Source organism: Microcoleus pseudofavosus SVA1_A4, assembly GCF_036700565.1.
Lineage (GTDB): Bacteria > Cyanobacteriota > Cyanobacteriia > Cyanobacteriales > Microcoleaceae > Microcoleus.
Genome location: NZ_JAUBPE010000011.1, coordinates 53,967 through 70,825, shown reverse-complemented (window position 1 = coordinate 70,825; position 16,859 = coordinate 53,967). Strand labels below are relative to the sequence as shown.

The 16,859-nt window shown below is 44.6% G+C and carries 15 protein-coding genes and 1 pseudogene; 6 read left to right on the top strand and 10 right to left on the bottom strand.

Annotated features, from left to right (window positions below):
* Positions 1-77: 77 nt before the first annotated feature.
* From QUA02_RS07180 to QUA02_RS07165, 4 genes are all read right to left on the bottom strand, one after another.
* Complete coding sequence (locus QUA02_RS07180) at positions 78-680, bottom strand: acyl carrier protein phosphodiesterase (protein ID WP_333026330.1); 603 nt, start codon at positions 678-680, stop codon at positions 78-80.
* A gap of 77 nt (positions 681-757) precedes the next feature.
* Complete coding sequence (gene acs / locus QUA02_RS07175) at positions 758-2,728, bottom strand: acetate--CoA ligase (RefSeq protein WP_333026329.1); 1,971 nt, start codon at positions 2,726-2,728, stop codon at positions 758-760.
* A gap of 121 nt (positions 2,729-2,849) precedes the next feature.
* Positions 2,850-3,212 (bottom strand): DUF5615 family PIN-like protein, encoded by a 363-nt coding sequence (locus QUA02_RS07170; RefSeq protein ID WP_333026328.1) that lies wholly within the window; start codon positions 3,210-3,212, stop codon positions 2,850-2,852.
* Positions 3,190-3,705, bottom strand: a complete 516-nt coding sequence (locus QUA02_RS07165; protein ID WP_445305149.1) for a DUF433 domain-containing protein — start codon at positions 3,703-3,705, stop codon at positions 3,190-3,192. The genes QUA02_RS07170 and QUA02_RS07165 overlap by 23 nt, the downstream gene beginning before the upstream one ends.
* A gap of 105 nt (positions 3,706-3,810) precedes the next feature.
* Here QUA02_RS07165 and QUA02_RS07160 point away from each other — a divergent pair, with 105 nt between their 5' ends.
* Positions 3,811-4,470 carry a restriction endonuclease subunit R gene (locus QUA02_RS07160; protein ID WP_333026390.1) on the top strand — a complete coding sequence of 220 codons (660 nt, stop codon included), beginning with the start codon at positions 3,811-3,813 and terminating at the stop codon, positions 4,468-4,470.
* Positions 4,471-4,484: 14 nt separating this feature from the next.
* Here QUA02_RS07160 and QUA02_RS07155 read toward each other — a convergent pair whose 3' ends face one another.
* Positions 4,485-5,324, bottom strand: coding sequence for a hypothetical protein (locus QUA02_RS07155; RefSeq protein WP_333026326.1), 840 nt, complete (start codon positions 5,322-5,324; stop codon positions 4,485-4,487).
* A gap of 454 nt (positions 5,325-5,778) precedes the next feature.
* On the opposite strand from QUA02_RS07155, the pseudogene QUA02_RS07150 reads away from it, so the two are divergent.
* Positions 5,779-5,997 (top strand): annotated as a pseudogene (locus QUA02_RS07150) (AAA-like domain-containing protein); the annotation flags it as partial.
* Positions 5,998-6,152: 155 nt separating this feature from the next.
* Here QUA02_RS07150 and leuB read toward each other — a convergent pair.
* Positions 6,153-7,232, bottom strand: coding sequence for a 3-isopropylmalate dehydrogenase (gene leuB / locus QUA02_RS07145; RefSeq protein ID WP_333026325.1), 1,080 nt, complete (start codon positions 7,230-7,232; stop codon positions 6,153-6,155).
* A gap of 119 nt (positions 7,233-7,351) precedes the next feature.
* On the opposite strand from leuB, the gene QUA02_RS07140 reads away from it, so the two are divergent.
* Together QUA02_RS07140 and QUA02_RS07135 are read left to right on the top strand one after the other, a co-directional pair.
* On the top strand, positions 7,352-8,173 hold the full coding sequence (locus QUA02_RS07140; RefSeq protein WP_333026323.1) for a Uma2 family endonuclease: 822 nt from the start codon (positions 7,352-7,354) through the stop codon (positions 8,171-8,173).
* Positions 8,174-8,422: 249 nt separating this feature from the next.
* A complete protein-coding gene (locus QUA02_RS07135) occupies positions 8,423-9,628 on the top strand; it encodes a DUF4336 domain-containing protein (protein ID WP_333026322.1) in 1,206 nt (401 codons plus the stop codon).
* 157 nt (positions 9,629-9,785) lie between these two features.
* Here the strand turns inward: QUA02_RS07135 and QUA02_RS07130 are convergent, their stop codons facing one another.
* From QUA02_RS07130 to QUA02_RS07120, 3 genes are all read right to left on the bottom strand, one after another.
* Entirely contained in the window at positions 9,786-10,427 is a 642-nt protein-coding gene (locus QUA02_RS07130) for a HEPN domain-containing protein (RefSeq protein ID WP_333026320.1), read from the bottom strand.
* A 13-nt stretch (positions 10,428-10,440) separates the two neighbouring features.
* Positions 10,441-11,688, bottom strand: a complete 1,248-nt coding sequence (locus tag QUA02_RS07125) for a GmrSD restriction endonuclease domain-containing protein (protein ID WP_333026319.1) — start codon at positions 11,686-11,688, stop codon at positions 10,441-10,443.
* 117 nt (positions 11,689-11,805) lie between these two features.
* Entirely contained in the window at positions 11,806-13,629 is a 1,824-nt protein-coding gene (locus QUA02_RS07120) for a purple acid phosphatase family protein (protein ID WP_333026318.1), read from the bottom strand.
* Between the two features lie 331 nt (positions 13,630-13,960).
* On the opposite strand from QUA02_RS07120, the gene QUA02_RS07115 reads away from it, so the two are divergent.
* Complete coding sequence (locus tag QUA02_RS07115; protein ID WP_333026317.1) at positions 13,961-14,938, top strand: acetamidase/formamidase family protein; 978 nt, start codon at positions 13,961-13,963, stop codon at positions 14,936-14,938.
* Positions 14,939-15,095: 157 nt separating this feature from the next.
* On the top strand, positions 15,096-15,380 hold the full coding sequence (locus QUA02_RS07110; RefSeq protein WP_333026316.1) for a hypothetical protein: 285 nt from the start codon (positions 15,096-15,098) through the stop codon (positions 15,378-15,380).
* A 245-nt stretch (positions 15,381-15,625) separates the two neighbouring features.
* On the opposite strand, the gene galT is transcribed toward QUA02_RS07110, so the two are convergent.
* Complete coding sequence (gene galT / locus QUA02_RS07105) at positions 15,626-16,648, bottom strand: galactose-1-phosphate uridylyltransferase (protein ID WP_333026315.1); 1,023 nt, start codon at positions 16,646-16,648, stop codon at positions 15,626-15,628.
* Between the last annotated feature and the right edge of the window lie 211 nt (positions 16,649-16,859).

The window sequence follows — 16,859 nt, the reverse complement described above, 5'->3', positions numbered from 1 at the left end:
TTGAGATTTCATGCAGGTATCGGTTGAATTATACACGAGTCCGCTATTAATAGCAACTGTAATTTTTGTTGTTTGTATTAATATTTGTCAACTGTGGCGTATTCGATCAAATCGGGGAAAAAATCCCGAAAATCAGATTCTAAGCGCTGATAGTTAGCCGTCAAATCTTCTATGCCGCTTGCCAAGTTATTTGTCCGCTTGATTCGGGCAGACATTCTTGTAAGAGTGATGCCGATTTCGGCAATTTCCTGATAAGATGAAAGCAAGTCGCCGGCAATTATTGTTGGCAGTACCCGCTGGAGAGATTCAGGCAATATATCGCGGTTGTCTTGCAGGACTTTATAGACATCGCGAGAAAAATCGCGGAGCGGAATTTCTGAATATTCCAGCCAATTTTTAGCTAAGAAGTGGTCGTAAAACACGTCAATTAAAACTCCGGCAAACCTGCGTCTCTGGGCACAAACAAGGCTTTTACTCGATCGCACTATTGCGTGAGAGTCCGTGTAGCTATCTACTTTGCGGTGCAAATCGATGCCCTTTCTAATTTCCTCGGGATAAAGGTTGACTGCCGAACCTTTGACAAAATCTCCTAAGAGGTTGCCAATCAGGGATTCTGGCGTGCCTTCTGATAAGAATAGATGAGCCAAATAATTCATTGCTACAGTAAAAATATCTAACATAGCATAAGGAGAAAGAGTAAGGTGCGCCCGGTCGTGCACCCTACTGCTATTAAGAACCTACCCTTAAAAAAATTACCCTACGAACCGCCGCGCAATTTATCCAAAACCGTCCGGTCTTCCAAGGTCGAAGTATCCCCAGAAACCTCTTGTCCCGCCGCCAAAGAACGCAGCAATCGGCGCATAATCTTCCCGCTTCGCGTTTTCGGCAAAGCATCGGTAAATCGAATTTCTCCCGGACGGGCGATCGCCCCAATTTCCTTAACAACGTGCTGCTTCAATTCCTTAGCCAATTCATCGCTAGGTTGCTGCGAGTTGTCCAGCGTGACAAAGGCGACAATTTCCTCTCCTTTAATCTCGTCGGGTTTGCCAACAACCGCAGCTTCCGCCACCGCTGGATGCGATACCAAAGCTGACTCAACTTCCATCGTGCCGAGTCGGTGTCCGGCCACATTAATCACGTCGTCAACGCGGCCCATTACCCAGTAATAGCCGTCTTTGTCCTTGTGCGCGCCGTCTCCTGCAAAGTACACAAATTCGCCATCTTTCGGTTGCAAATATTCCCAATAAGTGCGGCGGAAACGATCGGCATCGTTGTAAAGCGTCCGCATCATTCCCGGCCAAGGATGTTTTACCACTAAATAACCGCCGCTTTCGTTAGTTACTGGTTCGCCATCTTGGTCAACAACATCAGCCACAATTCCGGGGAACGGTAGGGTTGCAGAACCGGGTTTTGTAGGAATTGCACCGGGCAAAGCGGTAATCATAATTCCCCCGGTTTCTGTTTGCCACCAAGTATCGACGATCGGGCAATTCGAGTTGCCAATTACGCGCTGATACCACATCCAAGCTTCAGGATTAATCGGTTCGCCGACAGTTCCTAACAATCGTAAAGATGACAAATCTCTGGCATTTGGCAATTGTTCGCCCATTTTCATAAAGGTGCGAATTGCGGTGGGTGCAGTATAGAAAACTGTGACGCCGTATTTTTCAATTACATCCCAAAAACAGCCGGGATTTGAAGGGCGAGGAGCACCTTCATACATTAAAGTTGTCGCACCGTTGGACAGCGGCCCGTAGACTATGTAACTGTGTCCGGTAATCCAGCCGACATCAGCAGTACACCAGTAAACATCGGTATCTTGGAGGTCGAATATCCACTTGGTTGTCATGTGGGTGTAAAGGTTGTAACCGCCCGTTGTATGGACGACTCCTTTGGGTTTTCCGGTACTTCCAGAAGTGTAAAGAATGAACAGCAAATCTTCGCTATCCATCGGTTCTGCCGGACAATTTGCCGAGGCATCTTTTTGCAATTCGTGCCACCAAATATCGCGCCCCGGTTCCATCTCAATTTGCTGTTTGGTGCGCTGAACTACCAGAACGTTGGTAATGCTGGGTACGGCATTATTTGCTAGTGCTTTGTCTACTTGTATTTTGAGACCGACGGCGGTATCTTTGCGGAAGCCTCCGTCAGCGGTGATGACGAGTTTTGCTTCGCCGTCGTTAAGCCGATCGCGCAATGCTTCTGCACTAAAACCGCCAAAAACAACGCTGTGTACTGCACCGATTCTGGCGCAGGCTAGCATGGCGATCGCAGCTTCGGGAATCATCGGCATATAAATGCCGACGCGATCGCCCTTTTGGACTCCCAATTGTTTGATGACGTTCGCCATTTGGCAGACTTCGCGGTGGAGTTGCGCGTAGGTGAGGGTGCGCGAGTCTCCGGGTTCGCCTTCCCAAATCAGGGCGGCTTTATTTTTGCGCCAAGTGGTTAAGTGGCGATCGAGACAATTGTAAGAAATGTTTATTTTACCGTTGACAAACCATTTAGCAACAGGCGGTTGCCAGTCGAGCACGGTATCCCAGTTTTGGAACCAGTGCAATTCTTGGGCGGCAAGTTCTGCCCAGAATGCTTGGGGGTCAGCTTTGGCTTTGTCGTAGAGGGCTTGGTACTCTTCTAGGCTTTTGATGTGAGCTTTTTGAGAGAATTCAGCGGGCGGCTGAAATAGGCGTTTTTCATGCAGAATTGATTCGATCGTATCTTGTGACATTGCTTTTAACTTTAACTTCGGTTAGTCTTTTTAACTATTGTTTGCATAATTTGGGGCAAAAGTATGTTTATTTTCCTTAAGACTTTGGGGAATTTTGTAAATGTTGGGACTGTATTAGAAATTATGGTAGCGGTAAATGCTCAATTTTATCTTGGTACTCATCATCAAACGATCCTTCATAAATCAAAATCAGTTCGTCAATATTTTGACCTATACTCAGCTTGGAATTTAAGATGAAGATTCCTGGGATATGGCGATTTTGCTCTCGATGATCTGTTAAATGAACGGGCATAGACCGACGGTTGTTGGTAACAAGAATGAAATTGTGGATTTCGCACCAAATAAGAATTTCTGGATCGAGAGTGCCTTTGGAAGGTGCTGTTAGTTCTCCCACTGCTAGAACAACCATATCGGGATTGCGTCTGCGAATTTGATTGACATACGCAGTATCGACATTTTCATCAAAGAGATACTGGATTGCCATCAGCCTTTCTCCTTGCATCTCTTTCTGCTCTCAGTTTGCGGATTTTTTCATATACTGGACGAGGATTGCGACGTTGTTCTTCTCGCATTTTTTCGCCCCATTCCAGCCATTCGGTTATGTATTTACCGACTGCTTCTTTGTTGTGCAGGTAGTACAAAATGGTCGCATAAACTTGTTCGAGGGTGAGCGATGTATAAATGTTAGCGATTTCTTCGGCAGTTCGAGCGCGAAACAGGTATTCATAGAGAATGGTTTCGATGCCAATGCGGGAACCTTTGAGCCGAATATCATCTGGTCTTAGGAAGTTGAAGTAGTCTTCTAGTTGCGTGGTTTGGTGGTTGGCTTCATGAGATTGCTTCTCTTTATTAATTTCTGTTACTTCGGGAACCAGCACAATTACTTCGGCTCGGCTGTTTCGATATAACTTGAGCGGTTCACCAACGCACAATTGTCCTCGATCGTCGATCGTTGCCATCACTTTAATTGCTTTCATACAATCTACCCGATTTACAGGAGCCATATCTGGTATGATTATATCATAACAAATCCGATGGTAATGCTTTTATAATTGACATTAACAGCCGATCGCACAAAAGCCATGACGCAAAATTTGGAAGCAAGCCAACTCTCGCTAAATGACGTTCGCCGCCTTCTCAAATTGGAAGAACGAGAAGGAGACGCCTTCACCGATTTTTTCTCTTTGGAACCGCTGTCAGAATTAGAACAGCAGGAAATATTAAAAATTAGAACTGACTTTCGACGCTACTTATCCGCAGGAAAAGTTTCAGAAGAACTCGTTAAATTTTTAGTGCTTTCACCGTTAATGAGATTAGCAGGATTTTTTGATATTCCGATCGTGCTGACAATGGAAGATAGCATCCCGATCGAGGTTGAGGATGGGGATACTTTAATTAAAGGGCGCTTGGATGTTTTAGCCGTAAATCAGCCGGATGCAGAGCTCGCGGCTGCACAGTTTTGGATTTTGGTAGTGGAGGCGAAAAATAGTGCGATCGCACCTTTGACTGGTTTGCCGCAACTCCTGACTTATACTTATAAAAGTTTGCAGCAGCAATCGTCTGTTTGGGGATTGACGACGAATGGCGAAAGTTATCGGTTTGTGCGGGTGACGCGGGGAAATCCTTGCACTTATCAGATTTTACCGGAATTGAATTTGATTGATAGAGATCGATCGCTCTTGTTGGCGCAAGTGTTGAAAGCAATTTGCAAGTTGCAGAACGTGCAGTTGCAAATCGTATAAAAAGTGTTATGTTTCTAACGTCCTGACCGCATTTTTGTTGCTACCGCATCCCCATATTCGCCCATCCACTCCTGCTTCGAATTCACCGCAAAAAGTAAAGCTTCTACAACACCAACAATTATATTTTTGTGCTGGAGAGCCTGTTTGCGTTTAATCCTTGCTTCCCGTTCCAAAGCAAAGTAAAAGTCTGGTGAAGTATCGGTCAATTCCGTTACTTCTAGGTTAAGTGTACTAACAATTTGTCCGAGTCGCTGCAAATGTGTTTGTAAAAGTTTGGTCGAACTAATACCAGGCTTGCTAATCCACAAAGTCCGAGGTTGACGCCACATATACATTATACCCCATAGAAAACCGCTTACTTTCTTATCGGTAGTAGATAATGACCAGTCGGGTTTTAGGGAACTTATGATACTGGCTCCTATAGGCATGGGCTTTTTGCTTTTCAAAAATATCTGACCCACTTCCGCCCAGCAATAATGTTGTGGATGAACAAAGAGTCTAGCAAAACCTCTATTTTTACTAACAATTGTGAAATCGATAAGTTGGACAAAACCTGCGGATTCTAGCGCGTCAGTATACCGCTGCAACGAGTTGATATCTAGTTGCGGAAATTCATTGGCATCGACTGGTACGAACTCTTGATCCTTTGAGAGGTCTTGAAGGATCAAAGGTTTGGCAAACACCAACAGTAACAGAACACAGATAATGAACCAAGTCACCACAAGAACTAAAACACCAATCAGCCACTCTGGTGCCGCCACACTTCTGAGAATTGCAGTTAAGTAATACCTCACAATTGGGGTTACAAATGCGCTGAATATGAAGGCAAGTACAAAAAGAATTATTTTTTTCACCAGTCAATATCCTCAGACTTGAATAAAAGTAATAAGAGCGATCGCTCTCCTGGTTTACGCAGTTTAGATAATTTAGCCAAACAGCGATTATCTACTCATTTACAATAATATTAATATAGGAAATTCCCGATGTCAAGATTGGTTAATCTTTTGTAAGACCGCACTGACAGAGAGCAAACATTTACATCCTGAGATTGTATATATTCCTCTTTATCTACTTAAGTATCTTCTTTATATTCAACTGCACGCCATTCATATTCTAAAACGCTCTCCGTAATTTCCGCTGCTGGAAGGGATCTATGTTATCATAATAGGTCGGTTCTGCGTCCAGGACTGCGATTGTCAAAAATTCTTGCAAGGGTTTTGTATTAGTGTTGCCAAATGTTTGGGTTTAGAAAACAAATTAGCAGACTTTTGGGATAGCGATTTGTAGGACGAACACGATAACACTAAAACTTACTTCGAGGACTATTTATTTAAAAAACAGACTGTACCTTTGATATTGGTTTTGCAAAATGTCGATCGCGTTTTTGAACAAGAATTATTTAGCATGGATTTTTGTCGCTTGTTGCGATCGTGGAGTCAACTACACGCGGAAGCAAATCACTTTGCTGAACTTTGGAAAAAGTTGCGGTTGATAGTGGTTCACTCGACAAATGTTTACGGTTTCTGAGATATTCACTTCTCTCTTGTGATTTAACCTGTTTTCATCAAGCCTCTATCTTGGCTGTGGGAAATTTCTCGTTCCCTACAAGTAGGAGCAAGTGTCGCCATAGACATTGGTGGCGACCTTTGCGATACCGCAACCTGCGTTGCGGCGATCGGTTACTACAGAACTTCAATTAAAGCATCGCCCATTGCCCGACAGCCGACGAGTTTCATGCCTTCTGACATGATATCGCCAGTGCGATAACCTCGATCCAAAACTTCGACAACTGCTTGCTCGATTTTATTAGCAGCTTCCGGCTGATTTAAGCCGTAGCGCAGCATCATTGCCGCGCTTAAAACTTGGGCGATGGGATTTGCTTTATCTTGTCCCGCGATGTCCGGTGCGGAACCGTGCACGGGTTCAAAAACTCCCGGCCCGGTTGCTCCCAAACTAGCAGAAGGCAGCATCCCAATGCTACCAGTTAACATCGCCGCCGCATCGGAAAGAATGTCGCCGAATAAATTGCCGGTGACAATCGTATCGAACTGTTTCGGCCAGCGAATTAACTGCATGGCGGCGTTGTCAACGTAAATGTGAGAAAGTTCGACATCGGGATATTCTGAAGAAAGGGCAATAATACGATCGCGCCACAGTTGCGAAACGTCCAAAACATTCGCTTTATCAACGGAACACAGCCTTTTGCCCCGCTTCCTGGCAGTCTCAAAAGCAACTCGCCCGATTCTGTCAATTTCCGAGTCGGTATAAGCCATCGTATTGACTCCCCGCTTTTCTCCGGTTTCCGTCTCAAAAATGCCTTTCGGTTTGCCGAAATAAATGCCCCCTGTGAGTTCACGGATGACCATAATATCCACGCCTTCGACAACTTCCCGTTTCAAACTAGAAGCATCAACCAATTGCGGTAAAATAGTCGCAGGACGCAAATTTGCAAACAATCCCAATTCGGCGCGCAGTCCTAATAATCCAGTTTCCGGGCGCTGTTCGCGGGGCAAATTATCCCACTTGTAACCGCCAATGGCTGCTAACAATACTGCATCGCAGTTGCGGCATTTTTCCAGTGTTTCTTCGGGCAGCGGATTGCCGGTTGCGTCAATAGCAGCGCCACCCATTAAAGCTTCTTGAAATTCAAAGCCGATGTCCAATTGTTTGCCGACAAGTTTCAGGACATCTACCGCCACAGCGATAATTTCAGGGCCGATGCCGTCTCCTGGTAAAAGAGTGATGCGGTAGTTTTGAGTCATATCGATTTTGGAGGTTTGATTTGAGATTTGAGATTGAGAGTTAATGGGAATTCTTTGGAAATGCAAGACATTCTCACAAGGTTATAATCATATCAGGATAAGCAACCTCAGAATTCATTATGACATTCCCGACTTACCCGCCTGCTCAAGCTGAACCGCCTCTTGACCCCCGGCAGAGTTTGCCAACAATGTACGATTTACCTAGCGAAGACCCAAAGGAGCCCGGTTTGCCAGATACATTTCATTTAGATCAGCCGCAACTCTTGGAATTCACGTTTTTGCCGCCGGGATGGGATGCGGAACAAGTCTTTACAGCCAGTGACCTAAATTTGTATTACGATGCAACACAACCGCGCTGGCATAAACGCCCGGATTGGTTTGCTGCGGTGGGTGTGCCAAGGCTTTATCAAGGGCGCGATATGCGTTTGAGTTATGTAGTGTGGCAAGAACGGGTAAATCCGTTTGTGGTGGTGGAATTGCTATCGCCAGGAACTGAAGATGAAGATTTAGGGCGGACTGTTCAGCAAGCTGGGGAACCGCCGACTAAGTGGCAAGTTTACGAACAAATTTTGCGGATTCCTTACTATTTTGTGTTCAGTCGCTACACGGATGAATTGCGAGCTTTTCATCTTGTAGGAGGCCACTATGAACCGGCAGAATTAATTGATGGGCGGCTATTTATTCCTGAGTTGCAGTTGAGTTTAGGTTGGTGGCAAGGCACTTATAAGAGTATGAATCGTTTGTGGTTGCGGTGGTTTACTGCCCAAGGAGGGTTGATTTTGAGTCCGGGTGAAAGAGCAACGGCGGCGGAACGGCAACTGATAGAATCTCAACAGCAACTGACAGAATCTCAACAGCAACTGACAGAATCTCAACAGCGAGAGGAAAGACTAGCGGCGCGGTTGCGGGAGTTAGGCATCGATCCTGAACAGTTGGTTTAATAGTTTTCGCACCCAGGCCTGGTGAAACCCGGTTTCTTCCTTCTATTTCTCGTGACTCGTAGAAACCGGGTTTCTAGCCCCCATCCGTAATTCTTGCTTGAGTATTCCAAAAGCACGCGCGGCGCCGCTATCCCGTAGGGAATCGTCCATAACCCCTTTTCAACTCCTCGAATCCCCGCAACACGAGTGAAATAAGATAAAAACAGTTCGATCGCACGCACGCACAAACATTCAGCAAGGGGGCGCGGAGTGGCAGAGGGCGAAGGCATACCAACATCAGCACAGATTGATTCTCGGGACTATTCTTGGGCCTTTTGGCCGGTCGTCCCCCTCTATCCCTACAGCAAGCGGCGCACCATCCGCAAGGAAATAGTCAAGGACACAATCTGGACTTTTGACCAGCTACAAGGCATTTTCTACGTTGTCGTCCCGATTCGGATGACAGTAATTAAATTAGAACCCGAAGGCCTTCTCGTCTACGCCCCCGTTGCACCGACTCCTGAGTGCATCCGCTTGGTAAAGGAGTTAGTAGCAGAGCACGGCGAGGTTAAGTACATCCTGCTGACAACGGTTTCGGGCATCGAACACAAAGTTTTTGTCGGCCCCTTTGCGAGGTGTTTTCCCGAAGCGCAGGTGTTTGTCGCCCCGCAGCAGTGGAGTTTCCCGCTGAATTTGCCGCTGAGTTGGCTGGGTTTGCCCGCCAAACGCACGTCTGTACTGCCGTTTGACAGCAGCAACACGCCGTTAGCCGATCAATTTGACTGGGCAATTCTCGGCCCGATCGACCTCGGTTTAGGCAGATTTGCAGAAGTTGCCTTATTTCACAGGCGATCGCGCACGCTGATGTTAACAGATTCCATAGTTTCCATTCCCGAAAATCCGCCCGCGATCATCCAACTCGACTCGTACCCGCTGCTGTTTCACGCCAAAGACAGCGCCTCGGACACGGTGGCAGACACCCACGAAAATCGCCGCAAAGGGTGGCAGAGAATCGCCTTATTTGCCATGTATTTTACGCCTAGCGTGCTGGAAGTGCCGCCGTGGTCGGAGGTATTTGCCAGCGCACGCAAAGCGCCAGAACGCTCTAGGAAAGCTTATTTCGGGTTGTATCCGTTCAAGTGGAAAACCCATTGGGAGCGATCGTTTGAGGCTTTGCGGGGAGGAGGGCGGTTGTTTGTCGCGCCGATTTTGCAGACATTGATTCTCAACCGCGCGCCCAGGGAAACTCTCGATTGGGTGGATCGAGTGGCGAGTTGGGACTTTCAAAGGATTGTACCTTGTCACTTCGATAGTGCGATCGACTCCCGGCCGCGTCAATTTCGGCAAGCATTCTCATTTCTGGAAAAACACTCGCCTGTTAATTCCTTACCCGAAGACGATTTTAAATTGCTCAGGCAGATTGATGCGGGTTTGAATAAAACTGGTTTGGTTCCGCCTGCGAAAGAGAAAGTTTAATCTGAAATTTTGCACCATTCTGAATAAGCTGTTTGATCGCAGGCAAGATGCCTGTGCCACAAAAAAATAAAGTATTGTGGAACGGGCAAGATGCCAGTTCCGGCTAGAAGCCTACCAAAAAGATTAAACTCTTGACAATTGGTGTCGGTTTATTCATTTATCTCATTAAATTATTAATCAGCTCATCCACCCTCGAAAGTCCTTGAATAATTTGCTCTACCCTCCGCAGTTCATTTATAGGATTTAGGCTTCTAATAGTTTTCGGGGATGTAGCTGAAGTATGTGCCGCAACACCTCTTTCTTCCCCAAACGTATTCATGGTAGCCAGCCAAGCAGGATCTAAATCATCGGTATCTATTCCTATTGGCAAAAGCAACACCATAAGATTAGCTTCTTTGATTCCATGATTCGAGTCAATGCTTCGCTTAAAACTATTAATAGCTAAATCTATTTTTTTGTTTACTTTTATTTTTTCCGGTGGCAAAGCTTTACTTCCCTTAGTTGGAGTCAGTGTATCTGGTGGTGCTTCCATCATTTGACCAGAAAAGCCAAGCAAGCAGATTAAAGTACGGCAAGTCTTACCCTGACTATCCCAATTCTTTTTAGCATTAAGGGCTACTTCCCAAACTCTGTCCTCAAAATAAGCCTCAATTTCGGCATGAACTAAAACTCGGTAGGCAAGAGTTAAGGCTAGCTGCCGCTCGGAATATAAACCTAGAGGATTAATCTTAGGAATAAATTGTTTTTTTAACCTATTTAACTGCTGGGTTAGAGTACGAAATCTAACTGATTTTGGCATACCTCTCAATAACTTACCTCAAACCGTTAAAGATAATATGGTTATCTACGAGTTCAGGTACATTAAACTTTACATCCAAAACCTTTAACAAAGCTTTGCCCCACAGTGAGAGACGAGTATGAGTTTCGCGAATGCTAGTTGTGCTTTTCTCAACAGCTTCTCTGAATTCGCTATTAGATGATGAACATAACTCTTTAAAAGCTTTTTCCACACCCGCCGGATTCTTCTCAGCAGCTTCACTAATAACTGGATCTGAAAAATAAAAAACCATTACATCTAAAATAGCTCGATTAAACTTGCCTCGGTAAGTATTAGAACTACTCAACCACACGCGAAATATATTTTCTTCTCCAAATATTGTAGTGGTTGTTTGCACTGCCTTTTCAAATTGGCTAACTGTATATCTGACCTCAGTTTCTTTCTCTTTCCAATCCTTGTTGAGTTTTTTGCAAGTCATATCCAGGAACACTTTAAGATTACCGCGATAATCGGATAAAAAATGATGGAATCCTACATATCGCAGTAATAATTCGACATCGCGCATCCGAGGATCGGGATTTTGGGATTTAAGTATTTTTCTTAAAGCCTGATTTTTAATTGATTCGTCATCTAAAAAATTGATGAAATCACCTGGATGCAATGCTTGCCTGAGTTCTTGTGGAGATAGCGGAGTATTTTCTACATTCAGACGGAGAAAAATTTTGTAGAGTAAACTTTCTGTATGCCAATTCCGAATCAATGTAGTACGAAGAGTTTGATTATCGAGTGCATCAAGTACAGAACTATGGAGAAGATCGTTTTTTAGAGCCTCATGCGTACAACCATTGAGTTCAGGTCTAAATTCTAAGTTTTTCAAAGCAAAACTATCGTTGGGAGTTTCGCTCCTTCCATAAAATTGCAGAATCGTAAGCAAGCGTTGCTTGCCGTCAAGAACTACAAATTTTCCGCGCTTTTTATCTTGAGAAGCCAAAACTATATCTGGAATGGGAAATCCTAGAAAAATTGATTCAATAAACCTGCTTTTGCGAGTTATATCCCAAGCATCTCGTCTTTGAAATCTTGGATTAAGTTGAATATTGTCACGAACAAGTTGATCGAGTATGGTGGCTGTCGTCCAGTCATTCCCAGCTACTATAATTTCTGAAATTTCGTCTAATACTGATTTGGGATTACCATTAGATTCAAGCTCATAATCTAGAGCTTCATCTTCCTCCTCAAAGCTTACTTCTTCTTGTTTTTCTAAGAGGTTTAGTTCAGGCATGACCGCGCTCTACTGGGTAAGTTTAATTTGGATACAGTATACCTAAGTATAGCAGAAGTCAGAAGCGTTAAGTTATCATAGCAGTAACTAATTTATCGATTATGAAAACGAGCGCTTTTAATTTTTACGGATTTTTAAGCTTGATGGCGAATTTTTCAACTTAAACTCATCAAACTTCACCACTTCCGACTCCGGTTTCCGCGTATCAAAATAGTAGCTGCTAACCGTACCCTCCCCCGTATCAAAAATAGTAAAAGCGGTAATATCGTTGCTATCAATATACGGCAGCGGCCGCCCGTCTTCTCCCAACAAAGGTGCAACAGTCGGCACCACAGGTTCCAATCCGTTCGGGTCTCCAATAGCGCTGTAATCTTCCCGATATCCCGGCGGCACAAATCGGCGCTTTTCCCCCACAAAAGCACCGTAACTGTTGCCCACATTAGAAGTCTCCAAAAAGTGCATTCCGCTGGAACTTACAAACCGATTCCACAAGTGCGAATGTCCGTAAAATACCAACTGCACCCCCGCTGTTTCTAGCAACGGCACTACATCCCGAATCAGATAATCTTGCTGTTTCGGATACTCGTAACGCACCATTTTAATCTCGCCATCGAGAGCGCGATCGACTATTTGCACAGGGTCGGTATAAGCAGGTACAATATTGTCACCCAGAGAATGCGGCGGGTGGTGAAACATCACAATTTTATATTTTGCCTGCTGGAATTCCGAACTTTTTAACTCTTTTTGCAGCCAAGTATATTGAGCGCTACCCTTGACAATAGGCTCAAAAATATGCTGTCCGTATCCCCATTTTTCGGGATTATTAAAATCTTCGTTTCGTTCGCGATACCTGCCTCTAGCACCCGGATCTAAATTCGGAGTCCGCCAGATATTCGCAACGTACAAAGTCACTAACCGCACGTCCCCAAAAGTCACAGCATAGTAGTTTTTGCCTCCAGGTAAATTGAAAATTTCGTCATAGGTATCGCTATTAAAAGTATTGTTTTTTAGCCATATTTCCCGCACAGAAGAGTCATTATTGGGATTCAAAGAGGCAGCACGTTGAGCGTAGATTTTCTCGGCAGCAGCGCGGGGAAAAGGATCGTTAAATTGGTCGCCGAGTGTGCTGTTGGTTGCAAACCTACCCATGATTTCATGGTTCCCAATGGCGGGAAATAAAGGCGCGTGTTGGATCAGTTCGCCGCCGCTGTAAACGGTTTTGATGCCGTTTTTGTCCAGTTCTGAAAATGCGCGACCTTGCAGAGTCGGAAAGAAGGCGCGGCCTCGGTAGTCGTCGAACCATTCAGAAGCGCGATCGGGTATATTAATTAAATCTCCTGCCATAAAAACCGCGTCAACTCTCCCAATTGTTTCGGCTACTTTCTGGAGATTTGCTGCTGTCATAGGCATCAATTGATGGTCGGAAGTGAGGAGAATTTTGAGCGGCATTCCTGCTGCTGGTGTCGGAGAAAGAGTGAAAACTTTGCTGCTGACAGATGCGCCGTCTTCTCTTTCGCTGGTGACTCGATAAGGAATGCGAACACCGGGCTTTAAATTGGGGACTTCTGCTTCGTGCCGCCAGATGTCGCGGACAATTGGATTGCTGTCAATTATGCTTTGTTTGATTTCATCGGAAATGCGCGAGTCTTTGTCTTCGCGAGTGCGACTTAGCTTAGTAGTATTGGCGGTCGTAATTTCATTCAAATTTTCGCCGTAATCAACCGTGTTGCGAGTCCCAGCAAACTCGGTAAACCAAACAACTCGCACCGAGCTTGCTGTTGGGGATTGCAGAAACGGATCGGTTAAAAGCTGAGGTTTGTTAAGGTAAGATTGCATCATGAAACCTAGCAATAGGACAATCAAAATCAAAACAGCAAAAAACCAGGGATTACCAGAATAACCTTGAGAACTTTCTACTTTATTAGGCAAAGGAGTTAACATAAGTCATTAGTCATTAGTTTGTAGGGGCGGGTTTCACCAGCAAAATAGAACTCCCAACCCAAATACATATAAACCCGCCCCCGCCAACTTTGAATTTTAAACTACCAAGGTTATCAAAAAGTTAAGAAATTAGTAAAAAATCTCACATATAACAAACCTCAACCATTTTTTGACCTCTTCTTATCTCTGAATTCTCTTTCTCTGCGCCCTCTGCGCCCTCTGCGGTTCATTAAAAAAAATCTCAAAAATGATTGAGAGTTGCGATATAACATTCTTAACACCCTTCCTTCAATCTAAAATCTAAAATCTAAAATCTAAAATCTAAAATCCCATGACTCGCCACCTTCTCAAAGCTAACTGCAAAACCGTACACTTAGGCGGTTTTTCTCCCAAGATCGAACCTGCTTTAAGGGTGGATTCGGGCGATCGCATCGATATCGAAACCTATTCAGGATATTATGTTGCTGACAAGGCGCCGCCCGAATTTCTCACCCCCGAATTTTTAGATATTTGTCAGAATTTGCCTCCCAACCGCAAAGTTGGCCCCGGGCCCCACTTGCTAACAGGCCCGATTTATGTTAACAATGCCGAACCGGGAGACGTTTTAGAAATTCACATTGAGGATGTTTACCCGAGTTTACCAGTAGGATTTAATGCAATTCGCGCCGGATGGGGAGCTTTGCCTGAATATTTCCCCGAACCTAAATTGCGGTTTATTCCGCTAGATTTAGAGCAAAAAATTGCTGAATTTCCCGCAGGTAGCGGCATTCGGATTCCCCTGCATCCTTTTTTTGGAATTATCGGCGTTGCCAATGCAGAAATCAACCGTTCTTCTATTCCTCCAGAGCGCTACGGCGGCAATATGGACAATCAGGAACTCCAACCAGGAACGCGGTTATTTTTACCTGTTTTTCTTCGCGGCGGTTTACTGTCCATCGGCGACGGACATTCGGCACAAGGAGATGGTGAAGTTGACGGTACTGCGATTGAAACTTCGATGAACGGCACTATTCAAATCATCTTACGCAAGGATTTATTTCTGATATTTCCGTTTGCGGAAACGCCCACTCATATTGTGATTATGGGATTTGGTAGAACATTAGATGAAGCGTTTGAGATGGCGGTAAAACAGACGGTTTATTGGCTGCAAAAGTTTGCAGGTTTCAAAGAAGAAGATGCTTATGTTTTCTGTTCGCTTGCGGTAAATTTTCGGATTACGCAGGCTGTCAACAATCCCCAAAAAGGAGTTCACGGAATGATGCCCAAGTGTATTTTGCCGGAGGTGAAAATTCTGGGTCACGGAGTTTGATGTGTTATAATAACACGGAAGCGACAAAAAAATTAGGATCGCGATCGCAAAAACTACACAAATTTGTCACTGCGGTGGGTCGATCGCGATCGCCCTCCTGTTTAAAATTAAGCTTAAGATAGGATAAGTTACAAATTCTACCTAAATCGACCTCAACATGAAAAACCAGACTGACGATGTTGCCAAAAAAGATTTAGTCGATCGAGCTTTTGGAAGTGCAGCAATACCCGATCCGACAGCGTGGGTGCACGAACATTATTTTCTGGCTAATTTCGCAGCTACTCTCGCCCACCTCCGAGAACATTTGTCTGATGAGAGTTGCGAAATCGGCGAGAATGGCGACTCGGGCGAGGGGATATTATCGATCGATGGTAAAATTAGAGATATTTTGAGAGCTACTTTTAGCGACGACTGCTGGCAGTATGTCGAAAGTTTATTGTGAGTTTGGTAAAATCCCTAAGTATTTGTACATTAATAACTTTAGATCGTAAATCATATTTGTTTCAAAAAAGAATGCAACTGTAGGCCCGCGATCCAAACCCTTAGATCGTCTGTCATTCCCAATTCTTCAATTTTTTAATCTCAAATCTCAAATGGTATCTGTTTCCTCCCCCAAAACTGACTCGCAACTCAGAGTGCCTGCGTGGATTTCCACTACAATTTGACGTATTTGTGATGCAGGATACTTTAGAGTCGCCGGGAATTACTGTCGCTAGGAATTTCGATCGATCGCAAAAATTCCGCACTTTCTTCCGGCAAAGCAGTATTGATAAACATCCCGCTGCCCAACTCAAACCCAGCTTGCTTGGTGACTCTGGGAATAATTGCGATATACCAGTGAAAGTATTTTGTCCCCTGTTCCGCTGTCGGCACAGAGCGGATAGTATAGTTGTAATCGGGATTGTTCAATCCGTAATAAAGCTTAACCAGTACAGTTTTCAAAGTATAAGCAAGATCCGTAATTTCCGCATCGGTAATGTCATCAAACGAAGAAGAATGCCGGCGCGGAAAAATCCAGATATGAAACGGCGAAAGTGCAGCATAAGGGATAAAAACTACAAAATGTTCGCTCTCGAAAATCACTCTTTCACCCGCCGCTAACTCATCTTCCAAAGTGCGGCAAAACAGACATTCTCCCGTGTCGTCAAAATAGCGAACTGCTGCATCAATGCGGCTGCGAAATAGGCTGGGTACAACTGGCGTAGCTGCTATCTGCGAGTGAGGATGTTCGAGAGAAGTTCCGGCACTCTCCCCGTGATTTTTGAAGATAATAATTGTTTCAATATGAGGATATTTTCTGATTTCTAAATAACGCTGGCGGTATACTAAAAGTATGTCCGTTACTTCTTCAACGCTCAACAAAGCTGTCGTCAAATCGTGTCGCGGGTGTTCGACAATTACTTCGTGAACGCCGATTCCCGCCATCGTGCGGTGAATTCCCGATGATATTCTCATCCATTCTGCTGTCGGGGAGAGGGCGGGATATTTGTTGCCAATGGCCCTGACTTTCCAGCCGGTGCGATCGCCCAAACGGCAAGTTTCTAAGGTTCCGTCTTCCTCATTTCCCACGCAAAACGGGCAATCGGCACGGTGCGGTGGCACTGCTGCTGTCCACTTTTTTTTGTTGGCGAATTGATCCGGTCTTGTCGCCCGTTCGGTGGCGATGATTACCCAATCTCTGGTAATTAGATTTTGTCTAAGTTCAGACATTTTCTTACCTTCAGTTTTCGGGTCAAATTGTCTCTTATTTTAGATACATGATTTGCGATTTGTCATCGCTTTATTGTAAAATCTTAATAAATCTTGACTTTTGAATTTCCGGCTTGTAGTCTGCTAGATACCCGAATTATTCAATAATTCTGGTGTCTAAAGTGGGTAAAGCTAATAGCAGTTTGAACAAGTGAAAAAGAATCGTAAAATC